The sequence below is a fragment of the Paludibacillus litoralis genome, assembly GCF_037646705.1.
In the GTDB taxonomy this organism is placed as follows: domain Bacteria; phylum Pseudomonadota; class Alphaproteobacteria; order Rhodobacterales; family Rhodobacteraceae; genus Pikeienuella; species Pikeienuella litoralis.
Map to the genome: position 1 here is coordinate 119708 of NZ_JBBHER010000002.1, position 24100 is coordinate 143807.

The 24100-nt window shown below is 70.2% G+C and carries 24 protein-coding genes and 1 tRNA gene; 10 read left to right on the forward strand and 15 right to left on the reverse strand.

What is annotated here, in order from left to right; genetic code table 11:
- Position 1: 1 nt before the first annotated feature.
- The 8 genes from WG921_RS01665 to WG921_RS01700 form a co-directional block, all read right to left on the reverse strand.
- The gene (locus tag WG921_RS01665) at positions 2-637 is read right to left on the reverse strand and encodes a hypothetical protein (protein WP_340107459.1); all 636 of its coding nucleotides are present in this window, start codon (positions 635-637) and stop codon (positions 2-4) included.
- Positions 634-1611, reverse strand: coding sequence for a hypothetical protein (locus WG921_RS01670; protein ID WP_340107460.1), 978 nt, complete (start codon positions 1609-1611; stop codon positions 634-636). The genes WG921_RS01665 and WG921_RS01670 overlap by 4 nt, the downstream gene beginning before the upstream one ends.
- Before the next feature lie 113 nt (positions 1612-1724).
- Positions 1725-2522 (reverse strand): hypothetical protein, encoded by a 798-nt coding sequence (locus WG921_RS01675; RefSeq protein ID WP_340107461.1) that lies wholly within the window; start codon positions 2520-2522, stop codon positions 1725-1727.
- Entirely contained in the window at positions 2519-3061 is a 543-nt protein-coding gene (locus WG921_RS01680) for a hypothetical protein (RefSeq protein WP_340107462.1), read from the reverse strand. The genes WG921_RS01675 and WG921_RS01680 overlap by 4 nt, the downstream gene beginning before the upstream one ends.
- Entirely contained in the window at positions 3058-3468 is a 411-nt protein-coding gene (locus WG921_RS01685) for a hypothetical protein (protein ID WP_340107463.1), read from the reverse strand. Before WG921_RS01685 ends, WG921_RS01680 begins: the two co-directional genes overlap by 4 nt.
- Positions 3437-3901: a type II secretion system major pseudopilin GspG gene (gene gspG, locus WG921_RS01690; RefSeq protein ID WP_340107464.1), complete on the reverse strand. Its 465-nt coding sequence runs from the start codon at positions 3899-3901 to the stop codon at positions 3437-3439. Before gspG ends, WG921_RS01685 begins: the two co-directional genes overlap by 32 nt.
- An 11-nt stretch (positions 3902-3912) precedes the next feature.
- Entirely contained in the window at positions 3913-5097 is a 1185-nt protein-coding gene (locus WG921_RS01695; protein WP_340107465.1) for a type II secretion system F family protein, read from the reverse strand.
- Positions 5094-6734: a GspE/PulE family protein gene (locus WG921_RS01700; protein WP_340107466.1), complete on the reverse strand. Its 1641-nt coding sequence runs from the start codon at positions 6732-6734 to the stop codon at positions 5094-5096. The genes WG921_RS01695 and WG921_RS01700 overlap by 4 nt, the downstream gene beginning before the upstream one ends.
- Before the next feature lie 137 nt (positions 6735-6871).
- Here WG921_RS01700 and WG921_RS01705 point away from each other — a divergent pair, with 137 nt between their 5' ends.
- Both WG921_RS01705 and WG921_RS01710 read left to right on the forward strand, forming a co-directional pair.
- Positions 6872-8197, forward strand: coding sequence for a multiheme c-type cytochrome (locus tag WG921_RS01705; RefSeq protein WP_340107467.1), 1326 nt, complete (start codon positions 6872-6874; stop codon positions 8195-8197).
- A 158-nt stretch (positions 8198-8355) separates the two neighbouring features.
- Positions 8356-9102, forward strand: coding sequence for an SIMPL domain-containing protein (locus WG921_RS01710; RefSeq protein WP_340107468.1), 747 nt, complete (start codon positions 8356-8358; stop codon positions 9100-9102).
- A gap of 185 nt (positions 9103-9287) precedes the next feature.
- Here the strand turns inward: WG921_RS01710 and WG921_RS01715 are convergent.
- Positions 9288-9362 (reverse strand) — tRNA-Gly (locus tag WG921_RS01715).
- 101 nt (positions 9363-9463) lie between these two features.
- Here WG921_RS01715 and WG921_RS01720 point away from each other — a divergent pair.
- The 7 genes from WG921_RS01720 (at position 9464) to WG921_RS01750 (ending at position 17866) form a co-directional block, all read left to right on the forward strand.
- A complete protein-coding gene (locus WG921_RS01720) occupies positions 9464-10024 on the forward strand; it encodes a prolyl-tRNA synthetase associated domain-containing protein (RefSeq protein WP_340107469.1) in 561 nt (186 codons plus the stop codon).
- Between the two features lie 59 nt (positions 10025-10083).
- Complete coding sequence (locus WG921_RS01725) at positions 10084-11010, forward strand: tetratricopeptide repeat protein (RefSeq protein ID WP_340107470.1); 927 nt, start codon at positions 10084-10086, stop codon at positions 11008-11010.
- 7 nt (positions 11011-11017) lie between these two features.
- Positions 11018-11680 carry an LON peptidase substrate-binding domain-containing protein gene (locus WG921_RS01730; RefSeq protein ID WP_340107471.1) on the forward strand — a complete coding sequence of 221 codons (663 nt, stop codon included), beginning with the start codon at positions 11018-11020 and terminating at the stop codon, positions 11678-11680.
- Positions 11677-11889, forward strand: coding sequence for a Trm112 family protein (locus WG921_RS01735; protein ID WP_340107472.1), 213 nt, complete (start codon positions 11677-11679; stop codon positions 11887-11889). The genes WG921_RS01730 and WG921_RS01735 overlap by 4 nt, the downstream gene beginning before the upstream one ends.
- Before the next feature lie 118 nt (positions 11890-12007).
- The gene (locus WG921_RS01740) at positions 12008-15457 is read left to right on the forward strand and encodes a chromosome segregation SMC family protein (RefSeq protein WP_340107473.1); all 3450 of its coding nucleotides are present in this window, start codon (positions 12008-12010) and stop codon (positions 15455-15457) included.
- Positions 15458-15515: 58 nt separating this feature from the next.
- The gene (gene aroC, locus WG921_RS01745) at positions 15516-16622 is read left to right on the forward strand and encodes a chorismate synthase (RefSeq protein ID WP_340107474.1); all 1107 of its coding nucleotides are present in this window, start codon (positions 15516-15518) and stop codon (positions 16620-16622) included.
- 224 nt (positions 16623-16846) lie between these two features.
- Positions 16847-17866, forward strand: a complete 1020-nt coding sequence (locus WG921_RS01750) for a PIN domain-containing protein (protein WP_340107475.1) — start codon at positions 16847-16849, stop codon at positions 17864-17866.
- Between the two features lie 470 nt (positions 17867-18336).
- On the opposite strand, the gene WG921_RS01755 is transcribed toward WG921_RS01750, so the two are convergent.
- From WG921_RS01755 to WG921_RS01780, 6 genes are all read right to left on the reverse strand, one after another.
- Positions 18337-19521 carry a vWA domain-containing protein gene (locus WG921_RS01755; protein WP_340107476.1) on the reverse strand — a complete coding sequence of 395 codons (1185 nt, stop codon included), beginning with the start codon at positions 19519-19521 and terminating at the stop codon, positions 18337-18339.
- Positions 19522-19539: 18 nt separating this feature from the next.
- Positions 19540-19719 (reverse strand): hypothetical protein, encoded by a 180-nt coding sequence (locus tag WG921_RS01760; protein WP_340107477.1) that lies wholly within the window; start codon positions 19717-19719, stop codon positions 19540-19542.
- A 123-nt stretch (positions 19720-19842) separates the two neighbouring features.
- Positions 19843-20280, reverse strand: a complete 438-nt coding sequence (locus tag WG921_RS01765; RefSeq protein WP_340107478.1) for a GNAT family N-acetyltransferase — start codon at positions 20278-20280, stop codon at positions 19843-19845.
- Positions 20281-20286: 6 nt separating this feature from the next.
- Positions 20287-21201 carry an AEC family transporter gene (locus WG921_RS01770; protein ID WP_340107479.1) on the reverse strand — a complete coding sequence of 305 codons (915 nt, stop codon included), beginning with the start codon at positions 21199-21201 and terminating at the stop codon, positions 20287-20289.
- 120 nt (positions 21202-21321) lie between these two features.
- On the reverse strand, positions 21322-22332 hold the full coding sequence (locus WG921_RS01775) for a hypothetical protein (protein WP_340107480.1): 1011 nt from the start codon (positions 22330-22332) through the stop codon (positions 21322-21324).
- A 245-nt stretch (positions 22333-22577) separates the two neighbouring features.
- Entirely contained in the window at positions 22578-23423 is an 846-nt protein-coding gene (locus WG921_RS01780) for an AAA family ATPase (protein ID WP_340107481.1), read from the reverse strand.
- A 173-nt stretch (positions 23424-23596) separates the two neighbouring features.
- Here WG921_RS01780 and dksA point away from each other — a divergent pair, with 173 nt between their 5' ends.
- Positions 23597-24019 (forward strand): RNA polymerase-binding protein DksA, encoded by a 423-nt coding sequence (gene dksA, locus WG921_RS01785; protein WP_340107482.1) that lies wholly within the window; start codon positions 23597-23599, stop codon positions 24017-24019.
- Positions 24020-24100 lie beyond the last annotated feature (81 nt).

A 24100-nucleotide genomic window follows, 5' to 3' on the forward strand; every position in this document is an offset into this window, starting at 1 on the left:
GTCAGTCCCCGGCCCTGGGGCGCGAGAGCGCGCCGACGATCACGCTGACGGTGAGGCGCGCGTCTTCATCGACCGGCGCGGCGCTTCTCGCCGTGATGTCGAGCGCGGCGGCGCGAAGCGGCGGGCGCGCCGCCTCGATCGCCATGAGAAACCGGGCGAGGCCCGCGTGGTCGGCCGCGATCCGCGCCTCCGCCGCCGCGACATGCGGCGCGGCGGGGGCGTCGCCGGCGAAAAAGCCGCCATCCGCGCGGCCGGCGTCGAGGGGCGCGGCCGAGCTCAGCTCGACGCCCGCCGCGTCGGCGAGCAGCCGAAGCGAGGAGAGAAGCTCGAGCGTCGCCGCGCCCTCGTCCTGGATCGGCGCGTTCCGGGCGAGCCATTCGGTCGCGGCGGCGAGCGCGGCCCGATCGGTCTCCGCCAGCCCGGCCTCGGCCTTTCGCGCCTGCGCGGCGGCGATGAGCGCGCCGGCGCGAAGATCGAGCCGCGCCGCGCGCTCCCGGGCCGCGTCCACCCGCTCGACGAGCGGGCGCGCGACGAAGACCGCGAGAAAGAGCAACCCGATCCCGAGCGCGCCGAGCGCCGCGAGCCGCGCGCCGGCGCTGGTGGGCGCGCGCCGGCGCCAGGGGGGCGCGGCGCTCATCGTAACTCGGGCGCGAGCGTCAGCTCGATCGTCGCGCGCTGGAGCCCGCTCGCCTCGGCGCGGGCGGCGCCCTGGAGCCGCGCGGCTTTGAAACCGGGCGCGGCGGCGAGCTGGGCGGCGAGCTGGGCGGCGTCGGGCGCGATGAACTCCCCCACGACGCGGGCCGGGCGGATCGAGACGCGGACGGCGTGCGCGGCGTCCGGCGTCGCGGCGGAGAGGCCGGCGAGCGCGGCCGCCGCCGGCGGATGCGCGGCGAGGAGCGCCTTCGCCGCCGCCGCGGCGCGGATCGGGGCGGTTTTCGCGTCGCGGAGCCCGCTGGCGGCGGCGGCCTCGGCTTCGGCGGCGTCCAGCAGCGCTCCGGCGGCGGCGAGCCGCGCCTCGGCCGCGGCTTCGATCCGGGTCGCGCCGAGCGAGGTCGAAAGCAGCGCCGCGGCGACGGCGAGCGCGGCGCCGGCGCCGGCCCAGATCGGGGCGCGGGGCGCGCGCGGCCCGCCGGGGGCGAGCCGAAGCGGCGCGCCTTCGAGCAGGGTGAACGCCGGGCCGGGCCGGGCGCCGGCGGCGCGAAGCGTCGCGCGGAGCGACTCGAGCCGGCGCTTCGGCGCGGCGGCGAATCGCCAGGGCGCCCCCTCGACCCAGGCCTCCGGCGCGCGGCTGAGCGCCCAGTCGGCCTCCGCGAGCGGGAAGGGGGAGCGGCGCGCGGCCTCCAGCCGGGCCGGGCCCGCCCCATGCGCGGCCGCCTCGGCGTCGATGATCAGCCGCATCGCGAAGGCTTGCTCCGATGAGAGAAGCAGCGGCGCGGCGTCGCCCGCGCGGGCGGGGCGAAGCGGGGCGTAGCGTCCGGCTTCAAATCGATAGAGCAGCGCCTCCTCCCCCGCGACGCCAAGCGCGCGGCGCGGCGCGCGGGCGGGGCGAAACGCCGCCATGGTCTCGCCGATCCAGATGAAAAAGTCGCCGATCCGCTCGGGCCCGCCCATGCGTCGCCTTTCTTTCGCTCGCTCCGTCTTGCTCCGCGGCGTCGTCCTGTCGCGGCGGCGGCCATGATAGGCGGGGCGACGGCTCTGTCCATGGTGGATCGGGCGGGGCCGCGCTATCGCCAGGCGAGAATGGCGACCGGGGCGCGGGGCGATTCGGTCACGCGGACGACCGCGCTCAGCGCGGCGCGCCCGCCGCCCTCGGTCTCGGCCCGGACGGTGAGCCGCGCCACCCGCCCGTCCGACGCCGCGAGCCCGTCGAGATCGGCGCCCGGCGGCGGCGGCGTCGCGCGCCCCTCCAGCGCGCGGCGGGCGACGAAGGCCTGCGCCTCCGCCAGCGTCAGATCGGCCGAGGCCGCGAGCGCGGGCGCGGTGGCGACCCATGGGTCGACCGCGGCCCGCCCCGACCAGGTGGTCGCATGGCCGATCGCCGCCTCCGCCGCCGGGCGAAGCCGGGGGGGCAGCGCCGCGACGGCGGCTTCGGGGGTCGGAAAGCCGGCGCGCCCCGCGCGCGCGCTCCGCGCGCCGACCCATGCGCGGGCGATGGCGTCGGCGTCGGCGCCGCGCGCGCCGGTCAGCGTCAGCAGCCGGTGGAGAACCGCCGCCGGCGCCGCGTTGAGATCGACCAGCCCGCCGGCGTCCTGCGCGGAAAAATCGATTCGCGCGCCGAAAAACGTCGTGGAGATCACCGCGCCGTCCAGGGGCGCCGCCGCCCTGAACTCCGCGCTCGCCGCCGCGGCGAAAAGCCGGTGAAGCGCCGCCTCCGCCGCCCGGGTCGCCGCCGCCTGCTCCACCGCCGCCGCCGCGCGCGTCGCCGGCCCCGAGGCGAGCGACAGCGCCGCCGCCGCGAGGGCCGAGATCAGCGCCAGCGCGCCGAGCGCGATCAGAAACGCCGCGCCGCGCTCGCGCCTCATCTGGCGGCTCCGCGCACGCGGGGCGCGACGACGATCTCGTCCAGGGGCGCGCCGGCGCCGAAGCGCAGCCGGATCAGCTCCGGCGCGCCGCCGGCCGGCCAGTCGTCCCGCCAGCCCCCGGCGCCGTCGCCATAGGAGAAGCGGGCGGCGGCCTCTCTCTTTCGCGCCGCCGGGTCGGGCGCGCAGGGGCCGCGCAGCGTCTCGCACCGTTCGAGGGCGAGCCCGCGCCCGGAGAGGCGCCAGATTCCGCTCCGCCATTCGCCGTCCGCTCCGGGGACGACGCCCCGCCATGTCGCGGCGTCCGCGTCGCCCGAGATCGCGGCCGCCTCCGGCGTCTCCCGGTCGATCCGCGCCAGCATCTCAAAAATCTCGCGCCGGAGCGCCAGCGCCTCCGCGCCCCGGTCCGACGCGGCGCCCGCGCGCTCGAGCGCGCCGAGCCCGAACCGGACGATCCCGCCCGCCGCCCCGGCCAGCAGCGCGGTGAGCGCGACGGCGATCAGCACCTCCAGAAGCGCCGCGCCGCGCTCCGCCGGCCTCATCGCGGCAGGCTCCGCAGCGTTGTGAGCGTGACCAGGGGCGCCTCGGGCGGCCCGGCGCTGGCGGTGAGGCGGATCAGCGCCAGCGGGCCGTCCTCCATCCCCTCTTCGGCCCCCTCGTTGGCGTAGGGCGCGGCCTCGACGCGCCAGCCGTCGCCGCTCAGCTCCGCGCCGCCGGCGAGGAGGGCCTCGGCGAGGAATGTCGGCGCCGACGCCCGCTCCAGCGCGCTCGACGCGTCGGCGAGGGCGAGAAGCCGCGCCTCGGCCGCCGCGCCGGTGCGGGCGGCCCCGCTGAACGCGGAGAGCCCCGCCGCCGCGATGAACGCGACGAGGCCGAGCGCCAGCGCCGCTTCGAGCAGCGCCGCCCCGCGCTCGGGGTCATTCAGCCTTGATGTCGCGGTTTTCGCCATCGCCCCCCGGCGCGTTGTCGGCGCCATAGCTGCTCAATTCATAAGCCCCGGCTCCGGTCAGCACATATCGATAGGGCGCGCCCCAGGGGTCGATCAGGCCGGACGCCTTGTCGAGATAGGGCCCGGACCAGCGCTCCGCGCCCACCGCCGGCCGGGACATCAGCGCCGGCAGGCCCTCCTCGGTGCTGGGATAGCGGCGCATGTCGAGCCGGTAGAGATCGAGGCCGGCCTGGATCTGCTCCATCTGGATCACCGCGACCTTCTCCTTGCCGCGTTCAAAAAGCGCGAAGACGCGCGGCCCGGCGACGCCGACCAGAAGCGCGATGATCGCGAGGCCGATCAGGATCTCCATCAGCGAATAGCCGGCCTCGGCGTCCCTCCGGCGGCGGGCGCGGCGCGGGCGGCGGCGAAGGGCGAGAGGGAAAAAGCGCATCCGGGCGATCCTCAGAGGGCGGCGTCGTAGACGTCGAGCACGGCGGTCATCATCAGGTATGCGCCGACGCCGATCAACAGCCCGAGGATCGCGGTCGCGGCCGGGGCGGCGACGGCGGAGAGCCGCCGGGCCCGGCTTTCCGCCTCCTGGCCGAAATGGCGCGCGGCGCTGGTCATCAGCGGGGCGAGGGCGCCGGTCTCCTCGCCGATCTCGGCGAAGGCGACGAAGGTCTCGGGGAAGCGCCCGCTCTCGGCCAGCGCGGCGGAGAAGGGGCGCCCTTCGGTCACCATGCGCGCCGCCGCCGCGCCCGCCGCCTCCAGCCGCGGCGCGCCGAGCGTGCGCGCGGCGAGGCGCGCGGCGTCCGGCAGCGGCGCGCCGCCCTCCAGCATCGCGCCGAGCGCGCCGGCGTAGGATTCGAGCGCGCGGTCCCGGATCAGCGGGCCGATCAGCGGCGCGCGGAGCGCGGCCCCCGCCAGCCGCCGCTTTCCGGCCTCCGCGCCGGACAGGATCAGCGCGCCGACGCCGAGGACGCCGAGACCAGCGAGCAGCGGGCCGCCCCATTCGCGAAGCGCCCGCGAGGCCGCGAAGAACCACGCCGTCGCGCCGGAGACCTCGGCGCCCGCCGCGCGGAGAACCTCCTCGAACCGGGGTTGCGCGAAGCCGACGAACACCGCGAGCGCCAGAAGCGCCGCGATCAGGACGAAGGCGGGATAGGCCAGCGCGGAGGCGACGGCGCCCCGCCCGGCGACGCGGCGCTCCACCAGCGTCGCGGCGGCGTCCGCCGCGCGCGCGAGCTCGCCCGACGTCTCGCCCGAGGCGATGAGCGCGACCTCGGCTTCGGAGAAATCCGCGGGCCAGGCCGCCATCGCCTCGGAGAGCGGGCGCCCCGAGGCGACGGCGATGGCGAGATCGGCGAAAAGCCCGCCCGCGCTCTCGGTCCCGCCCGCGAGCCGCAGCGCCCGGTCGAGCGGCGCCCGCGCCGCCGCCAGCGAGGCGAGCCGGCGCATGGCGGCGGCCCGGTGCGGGAGCCGCGCGCGCGGCCGCGAGGGCGCGCGCCCCGGCGAGATCGAGAGCGCGGTCAGGCCGGCCCGCTCCAGCATCAGCGCCGCCTCGGCTTCGGAGCCCGCGTTCAGGACCCCGCGGCGGCGCCCGCCCCCCGGCGCCGTCGCCCGGTATCGATAGAGCGCGGCGCTCATGCGGCGGGCGGCGGCGCGACGCGGAGCGCTTCCTCGAGCGAGATGGTCCCGGACGCCGCCAGCGTCAGCGCCGCCTGGCGCAGGGAGGTCGCGCCGGTCAGCGCCGAAAGCGCGGCCTCCGACGGCGCGGGGCCGCGCGCCGCGTCGCTGAAGGCCCGGCTGGCGAGAAACGCCTCCGCCACCGGCGCCCGGCCCCGGACCCCGGTTCCGCCGCAGCGCGCGCATCCCGGCGCGCGCCGCCAGTCGCCGGCCGGCGGCGCGCCGATCCGGGCCAGCGCCGCGGGGTCGGGCGCGACCGGCTCGGCGCAATCGGGGCAGAGCCGCCGCGCGAGCCGCTGCGCGCCCGCGCCGATCAGCGCCGCCGCGAGGAGAAAGGGCTCGACCCCGAGATCCAGAAGCCGGATCGCCGCCCCGGCGGCGGAATTGGCGTGAACCGTGGAGAGCACGAGATGCCCGGTCAGCGCCGCCTGAACCGCGATCGACGCGCTCTCCCGGTCGCGGATCTCGCCCACCATCATCACGTCCGGATTGTGGCGCAGCATCGCCCGCTGCGCGCGCGCGAAATCGAAGCCGATCTCGGGGCGAACCTGCATCTGCACCACGCCCGGCAGCGCGTATTCGACCGGGTCCTCCACCGTCATGATCTTGCGCTCCGCGCTGTTGAGGCCGGAGAGCGCGGCGTGGAGCGTCGTCGTCTTGCCGGCGCCGGTCGGCCCGGTGAGCAGGAAGAGCCCGTGCGGGGCGGCGCTCGCCGCGGCGACGACATCGGCGTATTCCGCCGGAAAGCCGAGGAGGGAGAGGTCGCCCGGCGCCGCTTCCGGGTCGAGAAGGCGGATCGCCAGCGTCTCGCCGCCGATCGCCGGCGCGGTGGAGAGCCGAAGGTCGATGCGCCGCCCCGCCAGGGTCAGCCGCGCCCGCCCGTCCTGCGGCAGCCTCCGCTCCGCCACGTCGAGCCGGGCGAGCACCTTGGCCCGGGCGAGCGCGGCGGGGTAGGTCGCGGCGTCGAGCGCGCCGATCACCCGCATCGCGCCGTCGACGCGCGCCCGCGCCCGCCCCGCGCCCCCCTCGCCCGCCGGCTCCAGATGAAGGTCGGAGGCGCCGAGCCGCGCCGCGGTCTCGAGCAGCGCGTCGATCGCCTCGACCGCCGCGCCCGCCGCCGCCGGCGCCGCGTCGGCGGGGGCGGCGCTCGGGCGCGGGGCGAGCCGCGCGGCGCGCCAGGCGGCGATCCCGGCCGCCGTCGCCACCTTGAACGCGACCGGCCGGTCCGTCGCCATCGAGATCGCGCGGCGGAGATGGTCGTCGAACGGATCCGCGAGCGCCGCGACGAGGCCGCCGTCCTCCGTCGGGGCCAGCGCCAGCTGATGCGCGGCGACGAACCCGCGCTGCGGGGCTCCCGCGTCGGGCGGCCCGGGCAGCGCCGCGACCGCATCGTCGCTCATGAGCGGAAGGTCGAGCGCCTCCGCCGCCGCCGCCGCCGCCCTGGAGGCGGGAATCAGGCCGAGACGGCAGGCCGCCGCGAGCGCGGATTCCCCGCCGCGCGCGGCTTTCCGGGCGCGCGCGGCGTCCTCCGGGCTGAGCGCGCGCGCCTCCACCAGCGTCCGAACGCATGCGTCAACCGGCGATTCTGGCGTCTCCATCGCGGAATTTGCGTCCTTTTTCCACTTTGCGGCCATATTCGAGTTTGGCGTATCGGCGCGCAACCCGTATCGTCACACGAAAGCGGCTTGGGGTGTAGGGGCTTGTCACCCGGCCAATTGCGACGAAGGAGGGAACGATGGTGAGGCTTGGCGCGATAGCTGCCTTAATGATGGGGTTCGGGTGGCTGGCGCCTCCCGCCGCCGCTCAGGACGTGCATCTCGGAGTGAAAAGCTGCGGCTCCAGCGGGTGCCATGGGCAGGTCGCGTCGTCCTCATCGCCGGTTCTCCTGAACGAATACGTCACCTGGCAGAAATACGACAGCCACGCCACCGCCTATAAAGTGCTGATGGAGCCGCGCTCGCAGAGGATCGCGCGCAATCTCGGCCTGCCGAACGCGCATGAGGCCAAGATCTGCCTCGATTGCCACGCCGACAATGTGCCCGAAGAGAAACGCGGCCCCCAGTTCGTGCTGGCCGACGGCGTCGGCTGCGAGGCGTGCCACGGCGCGGGCGCCGCGCCATGGATGGGGCTCCATATCGGCGGATCGCCGCATGAGCGGAACGTCGAGAACGGCCTCGTGCCGCTGGAGGACCCGATCGTCCGCGCCGGCGTGTGCCTCGACTGCCATCTCGGCGACGAGACCCGCTTCGCGACCCATCAGATCATGGGCGCCGGCCATCCGCGGATCAGCTTCGAGATGGACAGCTTCACCGATTTCCAGCCGGCGCATTTCGTCGTCGACGACGATTACCGCAAGCGCAAGAAAGTGGTCGACGGGGTCCGGACCTGGGCGATCGGGCAGGCGCTGATGGTCGAGCGGCGGATGGATCTGCTCACCGACCCGAAATATTCGCCGAGCGGGCTCTTCCCCGAACTGGCCTTTTTCGACTGCCACGCCTGCCATCATCCGATGTCGGACGCGCTGCCGGATGCGAGTGGGGCGTTCCCCGCCGCCTGGTCGCCGCGTCCCGGCGTCGGCCTCGCCCCGGGCGTTCCGAAGTTCAACGACGCCAACATGCTGATGCTGGAGATCGCGTTGACCATGGCCGGGCCCGACATGGTCGAGGCGATGCGCGCCGACATCCTCGCCCTTCACAAGGCGAGCCAGACCTCGCGCGAGGCGGTGCTGGAGGCGGCGGCCAAGACGAAGGCGACCGCGCGCGCCGCGGTGAACGCGCTCGCGGCGAAGAAGATCGACGCGGCGGAGATGCGCGGCGTCATGGACGTGCTGATCGCGCGCGGAACCAAGGGCTATTTCGCCGATTACGAGACCGCCGAGCAGGCGACGATGGCGATGGGCTCGATCGTCGAGGCGATGCGCGTCGCCGGCTATATCGACGCGGCGGCCTACAAGAAGATCTCGTCGACGATGGAGGCGGTCTACGCGGCGGTCGCGGATGACGAACGCTATATCCCGTCCACCTATGTCGCCGCGATTCAGGCGCTTTCGGCGGCGCTTTGAGCGTCTGACGACGCGATGAAACCGGCGCGCGCTCCGGCGCGCGCCGCCTCGCTCCCGCCCGTTCAGGCCCAATTGCGCGAAATCTTGACGCGCGCGCCGCGTATCCGCGCGACGGATGGGGTTCCGTCCGTCGTAAGAGCGGACGAGAGGAGCTGAACATGGCGGATGGGCGTGTGGGCGCGGGGCTCGGCTTCGCGGGGCTTTGCCTTGGCGGCGGCGCCGCTCTGGGGGCGTGGATTCTCGGCGCGGCGTTGATCGAGGCGCGGGCGCCGGAGCGGGTCGTCACCGTGAAGGGGCTCGCGGAGCGGGTGGTCGAAGCGGACGCGGCGACCTGGCGCGCGCCGTTTCGCGGCGTCGGCGAGACGCGCGAGGCGGCGATCGAACAGGCGATCGGCGCGCGCGACGCGGTTCTGGCCCTTGGCCGCGACGGCGGCCTTCCGCCGGAGGCGATGAGCGTCGAGCCGTTCACGCTCTCGATCGAGCGGACGTTCCTGCAGCAGCCCGGCGGCGGCCAGGTCGAGAAGGCGCGCTACGTCTCGGCCGGCGCGGTGCGGATGCGCTCCGCCGACGCCGGGGTGATCGAGGCGCTGAGCGGGCGGACGGCGGAACTGCTGGATGGCGGCGTCCTGCTCGGCGGCGGCGATTACGACAGCGCCGCCCGCCCGGTCTACACCTTCACCGGACTGAACGAGATCAAGCCCGACATGATCGAGGAGGCGACGAAAAACGCGCGCGACGCGGCGCGGCGCTTCGCCGAAGACAGCGGCTCCGCCGTCGGCCGGATCGTCGGCGCCAATCAGGGCGTGGTCGAGATTTCCGCCGCCGACGGCGACTACACCGAGCGGAACGAGCGGCGAAAACGCATCCGCGTCGTCACCACGGTGAGATACGAACTGGTCGATTGAGGCGCGCCTGAGCCGGCGCCGCGCCCGGCCCCCTCCGCCCGAATCGGGCCGGGGCCGGGCATCCCGGGCGGCGAGGCCGGATATGCCGCTCATGCGGCCGCCTCCCGCGATGCGCGCAAGCGTTTTCAAAACCAAAAAGGCCAGCCGGATCGCCCGGCTGGCCTTTTGCGGTCTGATTCCAAAAATGGAGCGGGCGATGAGATTCGAACTCACGACCCCAACCTTGGCAAGGTTGTGCTCTACCCCTGAGCTACGCCCGCGTCATCAGACAGACGCGGGTTATAAGGATTCGTCGGCTCTTGGCAAGCGCGATTCCGCGCGTTTCTCTTGAGCCCGCAATCGCCGCATCGAAAGGAAGCTCATGACCGAAGCCGCGCCGACCCCAGCCGAATCCGCCGGCGAGAAAAAGCTCGCCGCTCTCCTTCTCGACGCCGGGATCGCCGTCCGGGCGCATCGCCACAAGCCGCTCTTCACCGTCGAGGAGAGCCGCGCCGAGATCGCCGCTCTCCCCGGCGCGCACACCAAGAACCTGTTCCTGAAGGACCGCAAGGGCGCGCTCACGCTGGTCTCTTGCCTCGACCATCGCCGGATCCGGATCGCCGATCTCGAAAAGGCCATCGGCGCGCGCCGGTTGAGCTTCGCGCCGCCGCCGCTTCTCGAAGAGGCGCTCGGCGTCGCGCCCGGCTCGGTGACGCCGTTCGCGCTGATCAACGATTCCGCGCGCCGGGTGCGCCTGATCCTCGACGCCGGCATGATGGCGCGGGAGCCGCTCAACTTTCATCCGCTTCACAACAAGGCGACCTTCGCCATCTCCGCCGCCGGATTTCGCGCCTTCCTCGCCCGGATCGGCCGCGAGGCGGAGGAGGTGGATTTCGACGCGCTGGAGCGTCTGGCCGCCGCACGGGAGGAAAAGACCGGCTGAAGCATTGTCCTTTCGCCCCCTCACGCACTATGTCGTGGCAAACCTATGGAGAAGCGGACATGCTCAATCTCGGATCTGGCGCCGCCGCGCCCGCCCCCGCCGGCGATCTGGTCAAGGACGGAACCGACGCCAGCTTCATGGCCGATGTGATCGAGGCGTCGAAGGGCGCCGCGGTCATCGTCGACTTCCACGCCGAATGGTGCGGCCCCTGCAAGACCCTCGGCCCCGCGTTGGAGAGCGCGGTGAAGGCCGCCGGCGGCAAGGTGAAGCTGGTCAAGGTCGATATCGACCAGAACCCGCAATTCGCCGCGCAGCTTCGCGTCCAGTCGATCCCGGCGGTGTTCGCCTTCGTCGACGGCCAGCCGATCGACGGGTTCATGGGCGCGCTGCCCCCGTCCGAGCTGAAGGCCTTCGTCGACCGCGTGGCCGCCCAGGGCGGCGCCGGCGCGTCCGAAGCCGAAAGCCTCGCCGAGGCGCTCGACGCCGCCGACGCGATGCTGGCCGAGGGCGCCGTCGCCGACGCGATCGAGACCTTCGCCGCCGTGGTCGAGGCCGCGCCGGAAAACGCGCGCGCCCACGCCGGCCTCGCCGGCGCCTTCGCCGCCGCCGGGCGGGCGGATCAGGCCCGCGCCGCGCTCGACGCCGCGCCCGAGGCGATCCGGGACGACCCCGCGCTCACCGCGGTCCGCGCCCAGCTCGACCTCGCCGAGCAGACCTCCGGCGTCGGCGAGGCGGACGCGCTCCGCGAGAAGCTGGCGGCGGATCCCGACGATCATCAGGCCCGCTTCGACCTCGCGCTGGCGCTTCTCGGCGCCGGCGATCAGGAGGGCGCGATCGAGGAGCTGCTGGAGCTGTTCCGCCGCGACCGCGAATGGGATGACGGCGCCGCGAGGGCGCAGCTGTTCCGGATTTTCGACAGCCTCGGCGAAAAGAGCGCTCTGGCGCTGAAAGGCCGCCGGCGGCTCTCCTCGATGATCTTCGCATGAGGGCTTGATGTCCCGCCATTTCGGCCTTGCGGATCTGCCCGACGCGCTGCCGGTGTTTCCTCTGGCGGACTCGCTGCTGCTGCCGCGCGGCCGGTTGCCGCTCAACGTGTTCGAACCGCGCTATCTGGCGATGATCGACGACGTGTTGAAGACCGACCGGCGGCTCCTCGGCGTGATTCAGCCCGATGACGCCGCGGTCGACGAGTTTCGCGGCGAGCCGGGGCTGCGCTCGGTCGGCTGCGCCGGGCGGATCGTCAGCTTTTCAGAGACCGAGGACGGCCGCTATCTGGTCATTCTGGCCGGAATCTGCCGTTTCAGCCCGGTCGAGGAGATCGAGGGCTTCACCCCTTACCGCCGGGTCCGCCCCGACTGGACCCCGTGGGCGCGCGATCTCGGCCCGCGCGAGCGGGACGACGCCTTCGACCGGCCGGCGTTTCTCGCGCTTCTGAAGCGCTATTTCGCCGCCGCCGGCCTCTCGACCGACTGGGACAGCCTGAAGGAGGCGGACGAGGAGATGCTGGTCAATTCCCTGGCGATGCTCTGCCCGTTCTCGGGCGAGGAGAAACAGGCGCTTCTGGAGGCCGAGATGCTCGGCGACCGGCGCGCCAGCCTGATCGCGCTGATGGAGTTCGCCATCGCCAGCCATGGAGAGGACGGAGCGCTGCAATGACCGAAGACGCCCCCCGCCGCGAGGCCGGCTCCGCGCCGGCCAGCGTCGACCGGAAGATGCTGGAGAGCCTCGTCTGCCCGGTGACGCAGAAGCCGCTCGACTATGACCGCGAGACGGGCGAGCTGGTCTCGCGCGCGGCCGGACTCGCCTTCCCGATCCGTGACGGAATCCCGATCATGCTGGTCGAGGAGGCGCGGCCGCTCGCCTGAATCAGGCGCCATATCTGGGTCCGCGCCCGCGCAGGGCCGCCAGATCAAGCGTCAAACGGCTTGACCTCGCCCCCGTCGCCCCGTACCCGAATAGGGCGTGGCGAGAGAGGGGTTGCGGGTGATCTTCACCAAGCTCCGGTTGCATGGCTTCAAGAGCTTCGTCGATCCGACGGAGCTCCGGATCGAGCCCGGCCTCACCGGCGTCGTCGGGCCGAACGGCTGCGGCAAGTCCAATCTCCTCGAAGCGCTCCGCTGGGTGATGGGCGAGACCTCCGCGAAAGCCATGCGCGGCGCCGGCATGGAGGACGTGATCTTCGGCGGCGCCTCCTCCCGTCCGGCGCGAAATTTCGCCGAAGTCGCGCTCACGATCGACAATTCGGCCCACCGCGCCCCCGCCGCCTTCAACCGCCACGAGACCCTGGACGTGATCCGCCGGATCACCCGCGACGCCGGCAGCGCCTTCAAGGCCAACGGCGACGACGTCCGCGCCCGCGACATCCGCATGCTCTTCGCCGACGCCGCCACCGGCGCGCATTCGCCGGCGCTGGTCCGGCAGGGGCAGATCTCCGATCTGATCAACGCGAAGCCGACCCAGCGCCGGGTGATTCTGGAGGACGCCGCCGGCATCGGCGGGCTCTACCAGCGCCGCCACGAGGCCGAGCTGAAGCTCAGCGCCGCCGAAGCCAATCTCGCCCGCGTCGGCGACGTGATCGATCAGCTCGCGGCCCAGATCGCCTCTCTCGCGCGTCAGGCGCGCCAGGCCGCCCGCTACCGGGAGGTCGCCGCGGCGCTGCGCCGGGCCGAGGCCGGCTTCCTCTTCCTCCGCTGGCGCGAGGCGGACGCCGCCCGCGTCGCCGCCGAGCGCGCGCTCGCCGAAGCCGCGGGGGAGGCGGGCCGGGCCGAGCGCGCCGCGCGCGCCGCCGGCGCCGCCCGCGACGCCGCCGCCGCCGCCATCTCCCCGGCCCGCGACGAGGAGATGACCGCCGCCGCCATCCTCCAGCGCCTCCATGTCGAGCGCGACCGCCTCGCCGAGCGCGCCGCCGAGGCCGAGGCCGCGCTCGAGCGTCTCGCCGCCAGCGTCGCGCAGATCGCCGCCGACCGCGAGCGCGAGGCCCAATTGCAGACCGACGCCGCCGCCGTCATCGACCGGCTGGCGGCGGAGGAGGAGAGCCTGATCGCGGCCCGCGCCGGCCATGACGAGGCCGCGGCCGCGGCGGCGGACGAGGCGCGGGCCGCCGGAGAGCGCCTGCGGATCGCGGAGGAGGAGGCCGACCGGCTGACCGCCGAGGCCGCCCGCCTCGCCGCCGCGGCCGAGGCCGCGCGCCGCCGCGTCGCCGAGGCCGGGGCCGCCACCGCCCGCGCCCGGCGCGCCGCCGGCGAGGCCGAGGCCGAGGCCGCCGCGCATGGCGCGCGCCTCGCCGAGGCCGGCGCGCGCCGGGAGACGACGGCCCGCGCCGCCGAAGCCGCGGCGGCGGCGGCGGCGGCGGCGGAGGCCGCGCTCGGCGCGGCGGAGGCCGCCCGCGCCGACGCCCAGACCCTTGAGGGAGAGAGCCGCGCCGCCGCCTCCGCCGCCGCGGGCGAGCTCGCCGCGCTTCGCGCCGAGGCGACGGCGCTGGAGCGGCTGCTGGCGCGGAGCGAGGGCGCGAAGGGCGCGCTTCTCGACCGGATCTCGGTCGCGCCCGGCTTCGAGGCCGCGCTCGGCGCCGCGCTCGGCGACGATCTGAAGGCCCCGATGGCGGACTCCGGCTCCGGCTGGGCCGAGCTTCCCGCCCTCGGGCCCGCCGGCGCCCCGCCCGAGGGCGCGGAGCCGCTCGGCCCTCATGTCGAGGCGCCCCCCGCGCTCGCCCGCCGGCTCGCCCGCACCGCCATCGCCCCCCGCGAGGCCGCGCCGGCGATGCAGGCCGGCCTCGGCCCCGGCTGGCGGCTGGTCAGCGTCGAGGGCGATCTCTGGCGCTGGGACGGCTACCGCGCGCTGGCGGCGGACGCGCCCTCCGCCGCGGCCGAGCGGCTCCGCCGGCGCAACCAGCTCGCCGAGATGCGCGCCGCCGAAGCGAAGGCCGCCCAGGCCGCCGAAAAGGCCGCCGCCGCCCACGCCGAGGCGAAGGCCCGGCTCGACGCCGCCGCCGCCGAGGATCAGGCCCGCCGCGCCGCCCGCCGCGCCGCCGATCAGGCCGCCGCCGAGACCGCCCGCGCCGCCGCGAGAGCCGAGGCCGATCTCGACATGGCGACCGGCCGGAGCGAGGCGCTGGCCGCCACCCGGGCCCGCCGCGCCGAAGATCTCCGCGCCGCAGAAGCCGCCGAGGCCGAAGCGATCGAGGCCGGCGCCGCCGTCGCCGACCCGAACGCGGCGCGGGACGCGGCGGAGGCCGCGAAGCTCACCCTCGGCGCCGCGCGCGCCGAGATGATGGCCGCCAGAGGCGCCGCCGACGATCTCCGCCGCGCCGGCGAGACCCGCGAAGCCCGCCTCGCGGAGGCCGTGAAGGAGCGCGCGAGCTGGCGCGCCCGGCGCGAGAGCGCGGCCCGGCGCATCGCCGATCTCGAATCCCGCGCCGCCGAGGCCGAGGCCGCGCGCGCCGCCGCCGCCGCGATCCCGGGCGAGCTCGCCGGGCGGCGCGAGGCGCTCGCCGAGGAGATCCGCCGCGCCGAGACCCGGAGCAAGGCCGCCGCCGACGCGCTGGCCGAAGCCGAGACCGCCGCCCGCACCGCCGAGACCGCCGCCCGCGAGGCCGAGCGCGCCGCCTCCGCCGCCCGCGAGGCCCGCGCCCGCGCCGAGACGCGGAGCGAGGCCGCCGCCGAGCGGCTCGTTGAAAGCGTCGCCCGCATCCACGAGGAGCTGAACGTGGCGCCCGAGGCGCTCCTCTCCCGGATCGGCCCGGCGGAGGCCCTGCCGGACGCCGAGGCGATGGAGCTCGAGATCGCCCGCCTCCGCCGCCAGCGCGACGGGCTCGGCGCGGTCAATCTCCGGGCCGAGGAGGACGCCGCCGCCGCCGAGGAGGAGCACGCCGCCCTCACCGCCGAGAAGGCCGATCTCGAAGCCGCCATCGCCCGTCTCCGCCATGCGATCGGCGAGCTGAACGGCGAAGGCCGCCAGCGGCTCCTCAACGCCTTCAACGAGGTGAACGAGAATTTCGGCACGCTCTTCCAGCATCTCTTCGGCGGCGGCGAGGCGCGGCTGGTGCTGGTCGAGAGCGACGATCCGCTGGAGGCCGGGCTCGAGATCATGTGCATGCCGCCGGGCAAGAAGCTCTCCACGCTCTCGCTCCTCTCGGGCGGCGAGCAGACGCTGACCGCGCTCAGCCTGATCTTCGCCGTCTTCCTCGCCAATCCCTCGCCGATCTGCGTGCTCGACGAGGTGGACGCCCCGCTCGACGATTCCAACGTCACCCGCTTCTGCGACCTGCTCGACGAGATGACCGAGCTGACCGAAACCCGCTTTCTCGTCATCACCCACCACGCCGTGACCATGAGCCGGATGGACCGGCTCTTCGGCGTCACCATGGCCGAGCAGGGCGTGAGCCAGCTCGTCTCCGTCGATCTCACCCGCGCCGAGGCGATGGTCGCCGGCTGAGCCGCTTTCCTTCGCTTCGCCGCTCCGCTACATCCCCGTGGGAAAGGAGCGCTCCGCCATGTCCTTCAACACCTTCGGCCGCCTTTTCCGCGTCACCACCTGGGGCGAAAGCCACGGCCCCGCGCTCGGCGCGGTGGTGGACGGCTGCCCGCCCCGCATCCGCCTCGAGCCGGGAATGCTCCAGCACTGGCTCGACCGCCGGAAACCCGGCCAGAACAAGTACACCACCCAGCGCCGCGAGCCCGACGAGGTCGAGATCCTCTCCGGCGTCTATGAAGGCGTGACCACCGGAACCCCGATCCAGCTGATGATCCGCAACACCGATCAGCGCTCGAAGGACTATTCCGAGATCGAGGACAAGTTCCGCCCCGGCCACGCCGACTACACCTACTGGGTGAAATACGGGGTCCGCGACCCCCGCGGCGGCGGGCGCGCTTCGGCGCGCGAGACCGCGGCCCGCGTCGCCGCCGGCGGCGTCGCCCGCGCGGCGCTGAAATCGCTCCTCCCCGATCTTCGCATCCGCGGCGCCATGGTCCGGATGGGCGCCCACGCCGCCAGCCGCGAGGGCTGGGACTGGGCCGAGGTCGAGCGCAATCCGTTCTGGACCGGAGACGCGAAGGCCGCCGCGCTCTGGGCCGAGTATCTCGACGGGATCCGCAAATCCGGCTCCTCCATCGGCGCCGTGATCGAGATCACCGCCTCCGGCGTTCCCGCCGGGCTCGGCGCCCCGATCTACGCCAAGCTGGATCAGGATCTCGCCGCGGCGATGATGTCGATCAACGCGGTGAAAGGCGTCGAGATCGGCGCCGGCATGGGCGCGGCCGAACTCACCGGCGAGGAGAACGCCGACGAGATGCGCGCCGGCGCCGACGGCCCGGTCTTCACCTCCAACAACGCCGGCGGCGTTCTCGGCGGCATCTCCACCGGGCAGGACGTGGTCGCCCGCTTCGCGGTGAAACCGACCTCCTCGATCATGGCCCCCCGCGCCACGGTGGACAAGGCGGGCGAAGAGACCGAGATCCGGACCCGCGGCCGCCACGACCCCTGCGTCGGCATCCGCGCCGTCCCGGTCGGCGAGGCGATGATGGCCTGCGTCCTCCTCGATCACATCCTGATGGATCGGGGGCAAGTAGGTGAGCGTTCGGGCGGCGACGGGATCGGCTGAGCGCGGCGCGGGGAGGGCGGCGGCGCGCAGAGGGCGGCTATCGAGACGGGGCCGCCGTTTGCGGGGTTTGCTTGCGGGCTATAATCGTTCATCGAACCGAGAGCAGAGAAGCCTTGAAAGCAGATAGAAGCGGCCATTTGTCCCACATTATGATTACTGGTTCTGCACACTAGGTGGTTGAGCCGATGTGAATATGATCGTATTGTTCATATGGGATAAAGTTGGTGGTATTCGAAATGAACCTGTTCATAGACGCAAATATTTTTCTAGATTTTTATCATTTAAGTGGAGGAGATATTGAGGAACTTAATAAGTTAGTCGACCTTCTTGAGAAAAAAGAGATGATTTTATTCTCCTGTAATCAGCTTAGAGAAGAAATTAAAAGAAATAGAGACGGAAAAGTAAGTGAATCAATGAGAGAGTTTAAGAGGGTAAATTTTAAGGTTTCTTTTCCTGCATTTTGTAAGCAGTACGGTCAATACAAGGAGATCAGAAGTCTAATGAATGATGCCAATAAAAGGCACTCGGAGTTATATTCTAAGGCGATGGATGATGTGCAAAGGTCATCACTTGCAGCGGATTCGGTAATTAAAGATCTTCTCGATAAATCAAATAATATAGAGTTGGATGATAACACGTATCATTCTGCATTAAAAAGATTTCGTATGGGAAACCCTCCGGGAAAGAAAAAGGTTACTCTTGGAGATGAGTTGAATTGGGAGAGTATGTTAAAGGGGGTTCCGGATGGGGAGGATTTAATATTTATTTCTGGTGACGGAGATTATTGCTCTCCTATAGATAATAATAATATAAATTCATTTCTATCAGATGAATGGAAAGAGAAGAAAAAGTCACGCATAGAGTTTTTTAAGTCACTGTCCGATTTCTTAAAGGTAAAATTTCCGCACATCAATCTTACTGGTGATGTTGAGGTTAATAGGCTTATTGAGCGTCTTTCCAGTAGTGAATCATTTGCAACGACGCATTCGGTAATTGCATCACTTTCAGCATATAGTGATTTCTCGAAATCACAAGTCGAAGACCTTTCGGAGAGCTTAGATTTAAACTCTCAAGTGAACTGGATTATTAGCGATAAAGATGTGCGATCATTCTATATGAATATATTGAAAAATTATGGTGATGTTATATCGGTGGAATCGAAATCGAAGCTGGAAAAATACCTGTTTCCGTCCGCCTCTGAGCCAGAGATTCGAGATAATGTAGACAAAAAAGTTCTGTTTTGAAAGTTATAAAGTCAAAATGAATTCTTCATTCGATGGCTGTTCAATCTAAGTACCTCATTAATTAATTAATTGTACTGATCATTTGTGAGGGGTTATTTCTGCGTATTGCTTACATTCGTGCGAGGCGCAGCGAACAACCAATCTCCGCTCTTCGCAGCCACGGACCGCACTCGCGGCACTAGCCACCCTACATCCCAAGCCGACCAACGCGGCTTGCGAACACGCCTGAACCCGACGCTAGGGCCACAACGCCCCACACCTCTCCAACCAGAACGCCGGCCCTGTCCACACGCCAAATCCGGCGCGCGATATCGGGGGGCGCGGCGACCGCAACCCCCCCCTCCGCGCCGCCGCCGGAGGGCCTTCTGGCGCGCGTCAAAAAACGTAACGCACGGGGAATCTATATAAATCAATGGGTTGACCCCCTTATCGCGTGCGATAACGCACGCCGCGCGCCCAGAGGCGGGTGGTCAGCGCGTCAGCTCCCGCATCGCGGACTCGATCCCCCGAAGCGTCATCGGATACATCCGCCCGCCGAAGATCTCGTGGATGATCTGCGTCGAATGGGTGTAGCGCCAGTGCTTCTCCGGCGTCGGGTTGATCCAGACGCTGTTCGGCCAGTGATCGAGCGCGCGGCGGAGCCAGGTCTCGCCCGATTCCGGGTTCCAGTGCTCGACCGCGCCGCCGGGCTGCACGATCTCATAGGGGCTCATCGCCGCGTCGCCGACGAAGACCACGCGGTAATCCGGCCCGTATGTCCGCAGCGCCTCCCAGGTCGGGGTCTGCTGCTCCCAGCGCCGGCGGTTGTCCTTCCAGACGCCCTCATAGAGGCAGTTGTGGAAGTAGAAATGCTCCATGTGCTTGAATTCCGACGAGGCCGCGGAAAACAGCTCCTCCACGATCTTCACATGGCCGTCCATCGAGCCGCCATTGTCGAGAAAGAGCAGCACCTTCACCGCGTTCCGCCGCTCGGGCCGGGTCTTCACGTCCAGATAGCCGTGCTCCGCCGTCGCCCGGATCGTGCCGTCGAGGTCCAGCTCCTCCTCCGCCCCGTCCCGCGCCCAGCGGCGCAGGCGCCGGAGCGCGATCTTGATGTTGCGGGTGCCGATCTCCACCGTGTCGTCGAGATTGCGGTATTCCCGCTTGTCCCAGACCTTCACCGCCCGCCGGTGGCGGCTCTCCTTCTGGCCGATCCGGACCCCTTCGGGGTTGTAGCCATAGGCCCCGAACGGCGAGGTGCCCGCGGTCCCGATCCATTTCGAGCCGCCCTGGTGGCGCTTCTCCTGCTCGGCGAGGCGCTGGCGCAGCGTCTCCATCAGCTTGTCCCAGCCGCCGAGGCTTTCGATCTCCGCCATCTCCTCGGGGCTCAGATGCTTCTCGGCGAGCTTTCGCAACCATTCCTCGGGCAGATCGACCTCGGCCACCGCCTCGGCGAGATTGGCGCCCTCCAGCCCCTTGAAGCAGGTCGCGAACACCTGATCGAAGCGGTCGATATGGCGCTCATCCTTCACCAGCGCGGCGCGGGCGAGGTAATAGAACGCCTCGACGTCATACATGGCGACGCCCTTGTCGAGCGCCTCCAGCAGCATGAGATACTCACGGAGCGAAACCGGCACCTTCGCGTCGCGGAGTGAGAGAAAGAAACGGTTGAACATGGCGGCAGCCTATCTGATTCAGGCCGAGCCAAAAAGGCGGAGCCTGACGATCAGGATCGCCACCGCCAGCCCGATCAGCCCGAACAGGATTCCGTGGCCGATGGCGTATTGCGCCCGATCGGCGATCCCGCCGCCACGGCGCCTGGCGCGGCTCCAGCCGAAAATCAGGCCGCCGACGAATGAAATCAATGCAAGCACGGAAACATGGTCCTTCCTGAACTCGGTGCGCGTCAGCCCTGACCGATCCGGGCGGCTTCGGCAAGGGCTGTTCCGCGGCGGGAGGGGAGACTCATCGCCGCAAAGCCCGCGCTCAAGGCGGGATCAGCGCTGATATTTGATGAACGGCGTCAGCGCGCCGATCCGGTCGTAAAGCTTCCGCGCCGTATGGTTGAACTCCTGCGTCAGCCAATAGACCGAGGGGCAGCCGGCCGTGTCCGCGGCCGCGTACACCGCTTCGATCAACGCCCGGCCGGCGCCGGTCCCGCGGGTGTCCGGCTCGACATAGAGATCCTGCAGATAACAGACATTCTCCACTTTCCAGCCATGACGATGATAAAGGTAATGGGTGAGCCCGACCGCGCGCCCGTCCTTCTCCGCGATCAGGCCGTGGAAATCCTGCGGGTCGTCGCCGAGCAGGCGCCGCCAGAACGTCTCATAGACCTCCTCGGAAACGCTCGTCTCGTAAAACTCCAGATAGAGCGTCCAGAGTCTGCGCCATTCGGCGTGATCGGCGGCTTCGAGCGGGCGGATCTTGAGCATGGGACCTCAGGCGAGCAGCGAGACGGTGAAGACGGACAGCACGGTGGAGAGAATAACCGCCTTCGCGACGCTGTCCACCGGAACTCCGTAGCGGAGGCCGAGGATGAAGGCCATCGCGCCGCAGGGCGCGGCGAAGACGAGGCGCGCCGGGTCCTCCCATTCGGGCGAGACCGGAACGACCGTCCCGAAAAGCGCGAGCGCGCAGAGCGGGTGGACGAAGGTCTTGAGGATGGTCGCCGACCATGCGGGCCCGCCGACGCGGCGCAGATCGGCGCCGGAGAGGATGACGCCGAGCGCGAAGAGCGAGCCCGGCGCGGCGGCGGCGCCGGCGAGGGCGAGAAAGCGCTCGAGCCCGTCATGAAGCCCGATCCCCGCCCAGTTCACCGCGAAGCCGCCGAAGATCGCCATGATCAGCGGGTTCTTCAGGATCGAGCCCAGCGTCGCCAGCGGCCCGGCGCCGCCGGTCATCGCCTCCAGAATCATGATCGTCCCGGCGAAGATGATCATCGTGTCGAACACGACCGTCGTCGCCACCGGAAGCGTGGCGCCCTGGCCGTAGAGCGTCTCGACGATGGGAAGGATGAAGAAGACGTGGTTCGGAAAGGCGCCGGTCATGCCGACCAGCAGCGCCTCCAGCGGCGCGAGCCGAAAGACGTGGCGGCAGATGAGATAGCCGAGCGCGTAGAGCGCGATCAGGCTGCCCTCATAGGCGATGAGAACCGGCCAGTCGATCTTCGAGAGATCGGCGAGGGCGATCAGCCGGAAGAGGAGACAGGGAACCGCGACGCTGACGACGAAGGTGTTCGTCCCCTCCGCCGCCGTCCGGCTGAACGCGCCGCGCAGCCCCAGAACGAAGCCGAGCGCCGGAAAGGCGAAGACCGGCAGAATCGCGTATTGCAGCGGACCGAGCAGAGCCTCCATCAGGCGCGGCCTGTCAGGTCGAGGTTCTCCGGCTCAGGGAGCCCGGCGGCTCCCGAAGGTGAAGAGTCCATTCGTTCTTCGGGAGCGCGCCCCGTCCGGCCGGTCACACCGTTCTGCGATCTACGCGGCTTCCCTGCGACGCTTGACCAAGCCTCCCGAAAGGAGCGCAAGCGCGCCGAGAAGAAGAACCCCCGAGGCGGGCAGCGGCACCGCGCCGACGCCTGGCGCGGCGGCCGTCCCGGGCAGCATGCCGGATGCGCTGAAGATCGTCGCGCCCGGATCGGCGGAAAATGAGAGCGCCGACGTCGAGAACAGGTCGCCGATGCTCGGCTGATCGCCGCTGGTGAACACGGATGACGAGAGGGAAAGCGCATATGTGCGGCCTTCCTCGGCGAAGAAGGTGTCCGTGAGGACGCCTTCGAACGGGGTCGCGGCGCCGCTTCCATCGACGATGAAACGATCCGCGCCGCCGATCCCGAAATCGCCGCTCGCGACATCGTCCTCGAGCCCGGCCCCAACCACGGCGAGGCCGCCGCTGGTGCTCGAGACGAGATTCTCGAAAACGAACTCGTCCAGGTCGAAATCGTACTCTCCGATCGAATTCGGAGCGACGAGATTGCCGAGGCTCCCCACCTGACCAAACACCAGGAAGGCCGAAGCGAGGTCGGTCACGTCGAATATTCTGATCGAGGTGGACCCCGCGACGAGGTTGTCGGAACCCGCTCCGTCATCGGTGTTGGAGAGGACGCCGTCATAGTCGACCGCGTAGCTGATGTTTCCGCTTGTCGCGCCCCCGAAATCGAAGCTCAGGACGTCGAAGAGAACCGCATCGGTCGACGCGCCGGCGAAACTCGTGCTGGGGGTGACGCCCAGAAACGCGCCCACCTCGCCGGTCGCGAGACTGGCCCGGTTCTTGAATGCGCCGTCCAGGAGCGTCCGCTCGGCGTTCTGGGCGCCGGTCGAAACGGTGTTGAAGCGCTCCTGACGCGTCGGATCAAGAACCGTTACGCCGCCTCTGATTTGCGTTCCGGAATTGATTCCAAGCGGGCCTGGCGTCAGCGGCTCGAACGTCGCCGATTGGGCGGCGCCGGCGCATATGGATAGCGCCGCCGCATACACAAGACTACGCATGAAACCTCCCCGTTTTCTGGTTTGAAAGAAACATACCTTTATATGTTCTTGATGCACAATGCGGTATCCCCGCCCGACCAACGGAAAAGCCCGGTGTTTCAACTTTTGCGCCCGAAGGTTGTTTCGGTTCGGCGTCGCGCATGGCGCTCTGCTCGACGTGGAGGCGCCTTCGCCGAATGGAGGGGCGTCTTGCGGAACGGGGGCGCCCGGGCCGGCGACGCGAGCGCCGGCCGCTCCATTCCACGCTATTGGTTCTGGCGTCTCCGGTTCATGAACGCCAGCCTCTCGAGCAGATGAACGTCCTGCTCGTTTTTCAGCAAGGCGCCGTGAAGCCGGGGGAGGGCGTCGGTCGAGTCGCCTTTCAGGTCGGCGGCGGACAGCTCCTCCGCCATCAGCAGGCGAAGCCAGTCCAGCGCCTCCGAGGTCGAGGGCTTCTTCTTCAGGCCGGGCGTCTCGCGAAGCTCGTAGAACTGCGTCAGCGCGGCGTGGACCAGGCTTTTCTTGATGCCGGGGTAATGAACGTCGACGATCTCCTGCATCACGTCGGCGTCGGGGAAGCGGATGTAGTGGAAGAAGCAGCGGCGCAGGAACGCGTCCGGAAGCTCCTTCTCGTTGTTCGAGGTGATGATGACGATCGGGCGCTGCTTCGCGCGAATGGTCTCTCCGGTCTCGTAGACGAAGAACTCCATCCGGTCGAGCTCCTGAAGAAGATCGTTCGGAAACTCGATATCGGCCTTGTCGATCTCGTCGATCAGGAGAACGACCTTGCCGTCGGCTTCGAACGCCTCCCAGAGCTTTCCCTTGCGGATGTAGTTGGCGACGTCGCCGACGCGGTCGTCGCCGAGCTGGCTGTCGCGGAGCCGGCTGACGGCGTCATATTCATAAAGCCCCTGCTGCGCGCGGGTGGTCGATTTCACATTCCATTCCAGCAAGGGCAGGTCGAGCGCCTTCGCGATCTGTCGCGCCAGCTCGGTCTTGCCGGTGCCCGGCTCGCCCTTCACGAGAAGCGGCCGCTCAAGCGTGATCGCGGCGTTCACCGCCACGGTGAGGTCGCCGGTGGCGACGTAGTCTCTGGTTCCGTCGAATCGCACTTCTGATTCCTTCCTGTCTCAGGGAGGGGTTCTAACGCCTCGCAGCGTTGAAGGAAAATTGATTTACCGGGGGGAGAGTTTTGGGTGACATTCTCGGCGAATTCACCCTATAACGCGCCCGCGAGACCTGAGCGGCGCCATTTCGCCGTGTATGTGTTGGGGACGATGGAACCATGAACAAGCATGTCAAACTTGCCTCTGACTATTTCCCGTCGGAGGACGAGCCGTTCATGTGTGAGCGGCACAAGGAATATTTCCGTCGCAAGCTCAAGAAGTGGAAGGAGTCGATTTACGACGAGAGCCGCGGAACCGTGCGCGACATGCGCGAAGTCGCGCGCAACATCCCTGATATCGCAGATCGCGCCTCGGAGGAGACGGACCGCGCGCTGGAGTTGAGAACCCGCGACCGCCAGCGCAAGCTGATCGGCAAGATCGACGCCGCGTTGCGGCGTATCGAGGAGGGCACCTACGGGTATTGCGAGGACAGCGGCGTTCCGATCAGCCTCAAACGGCTGGATGCGCGGCCGATCGCGACCCTGAGCCTCGAAGCGCAGGAGCGCCACGAGCGGAGGGAGAAAGTCTACCGCGACGATTGAGTCCGGCTCGGTCCGGTCGCGAAACGCACCGCTTCGGCGGGCGCGCGCCCGGCCTGACCCGCGCAGCGTTTTCGGCGCGCC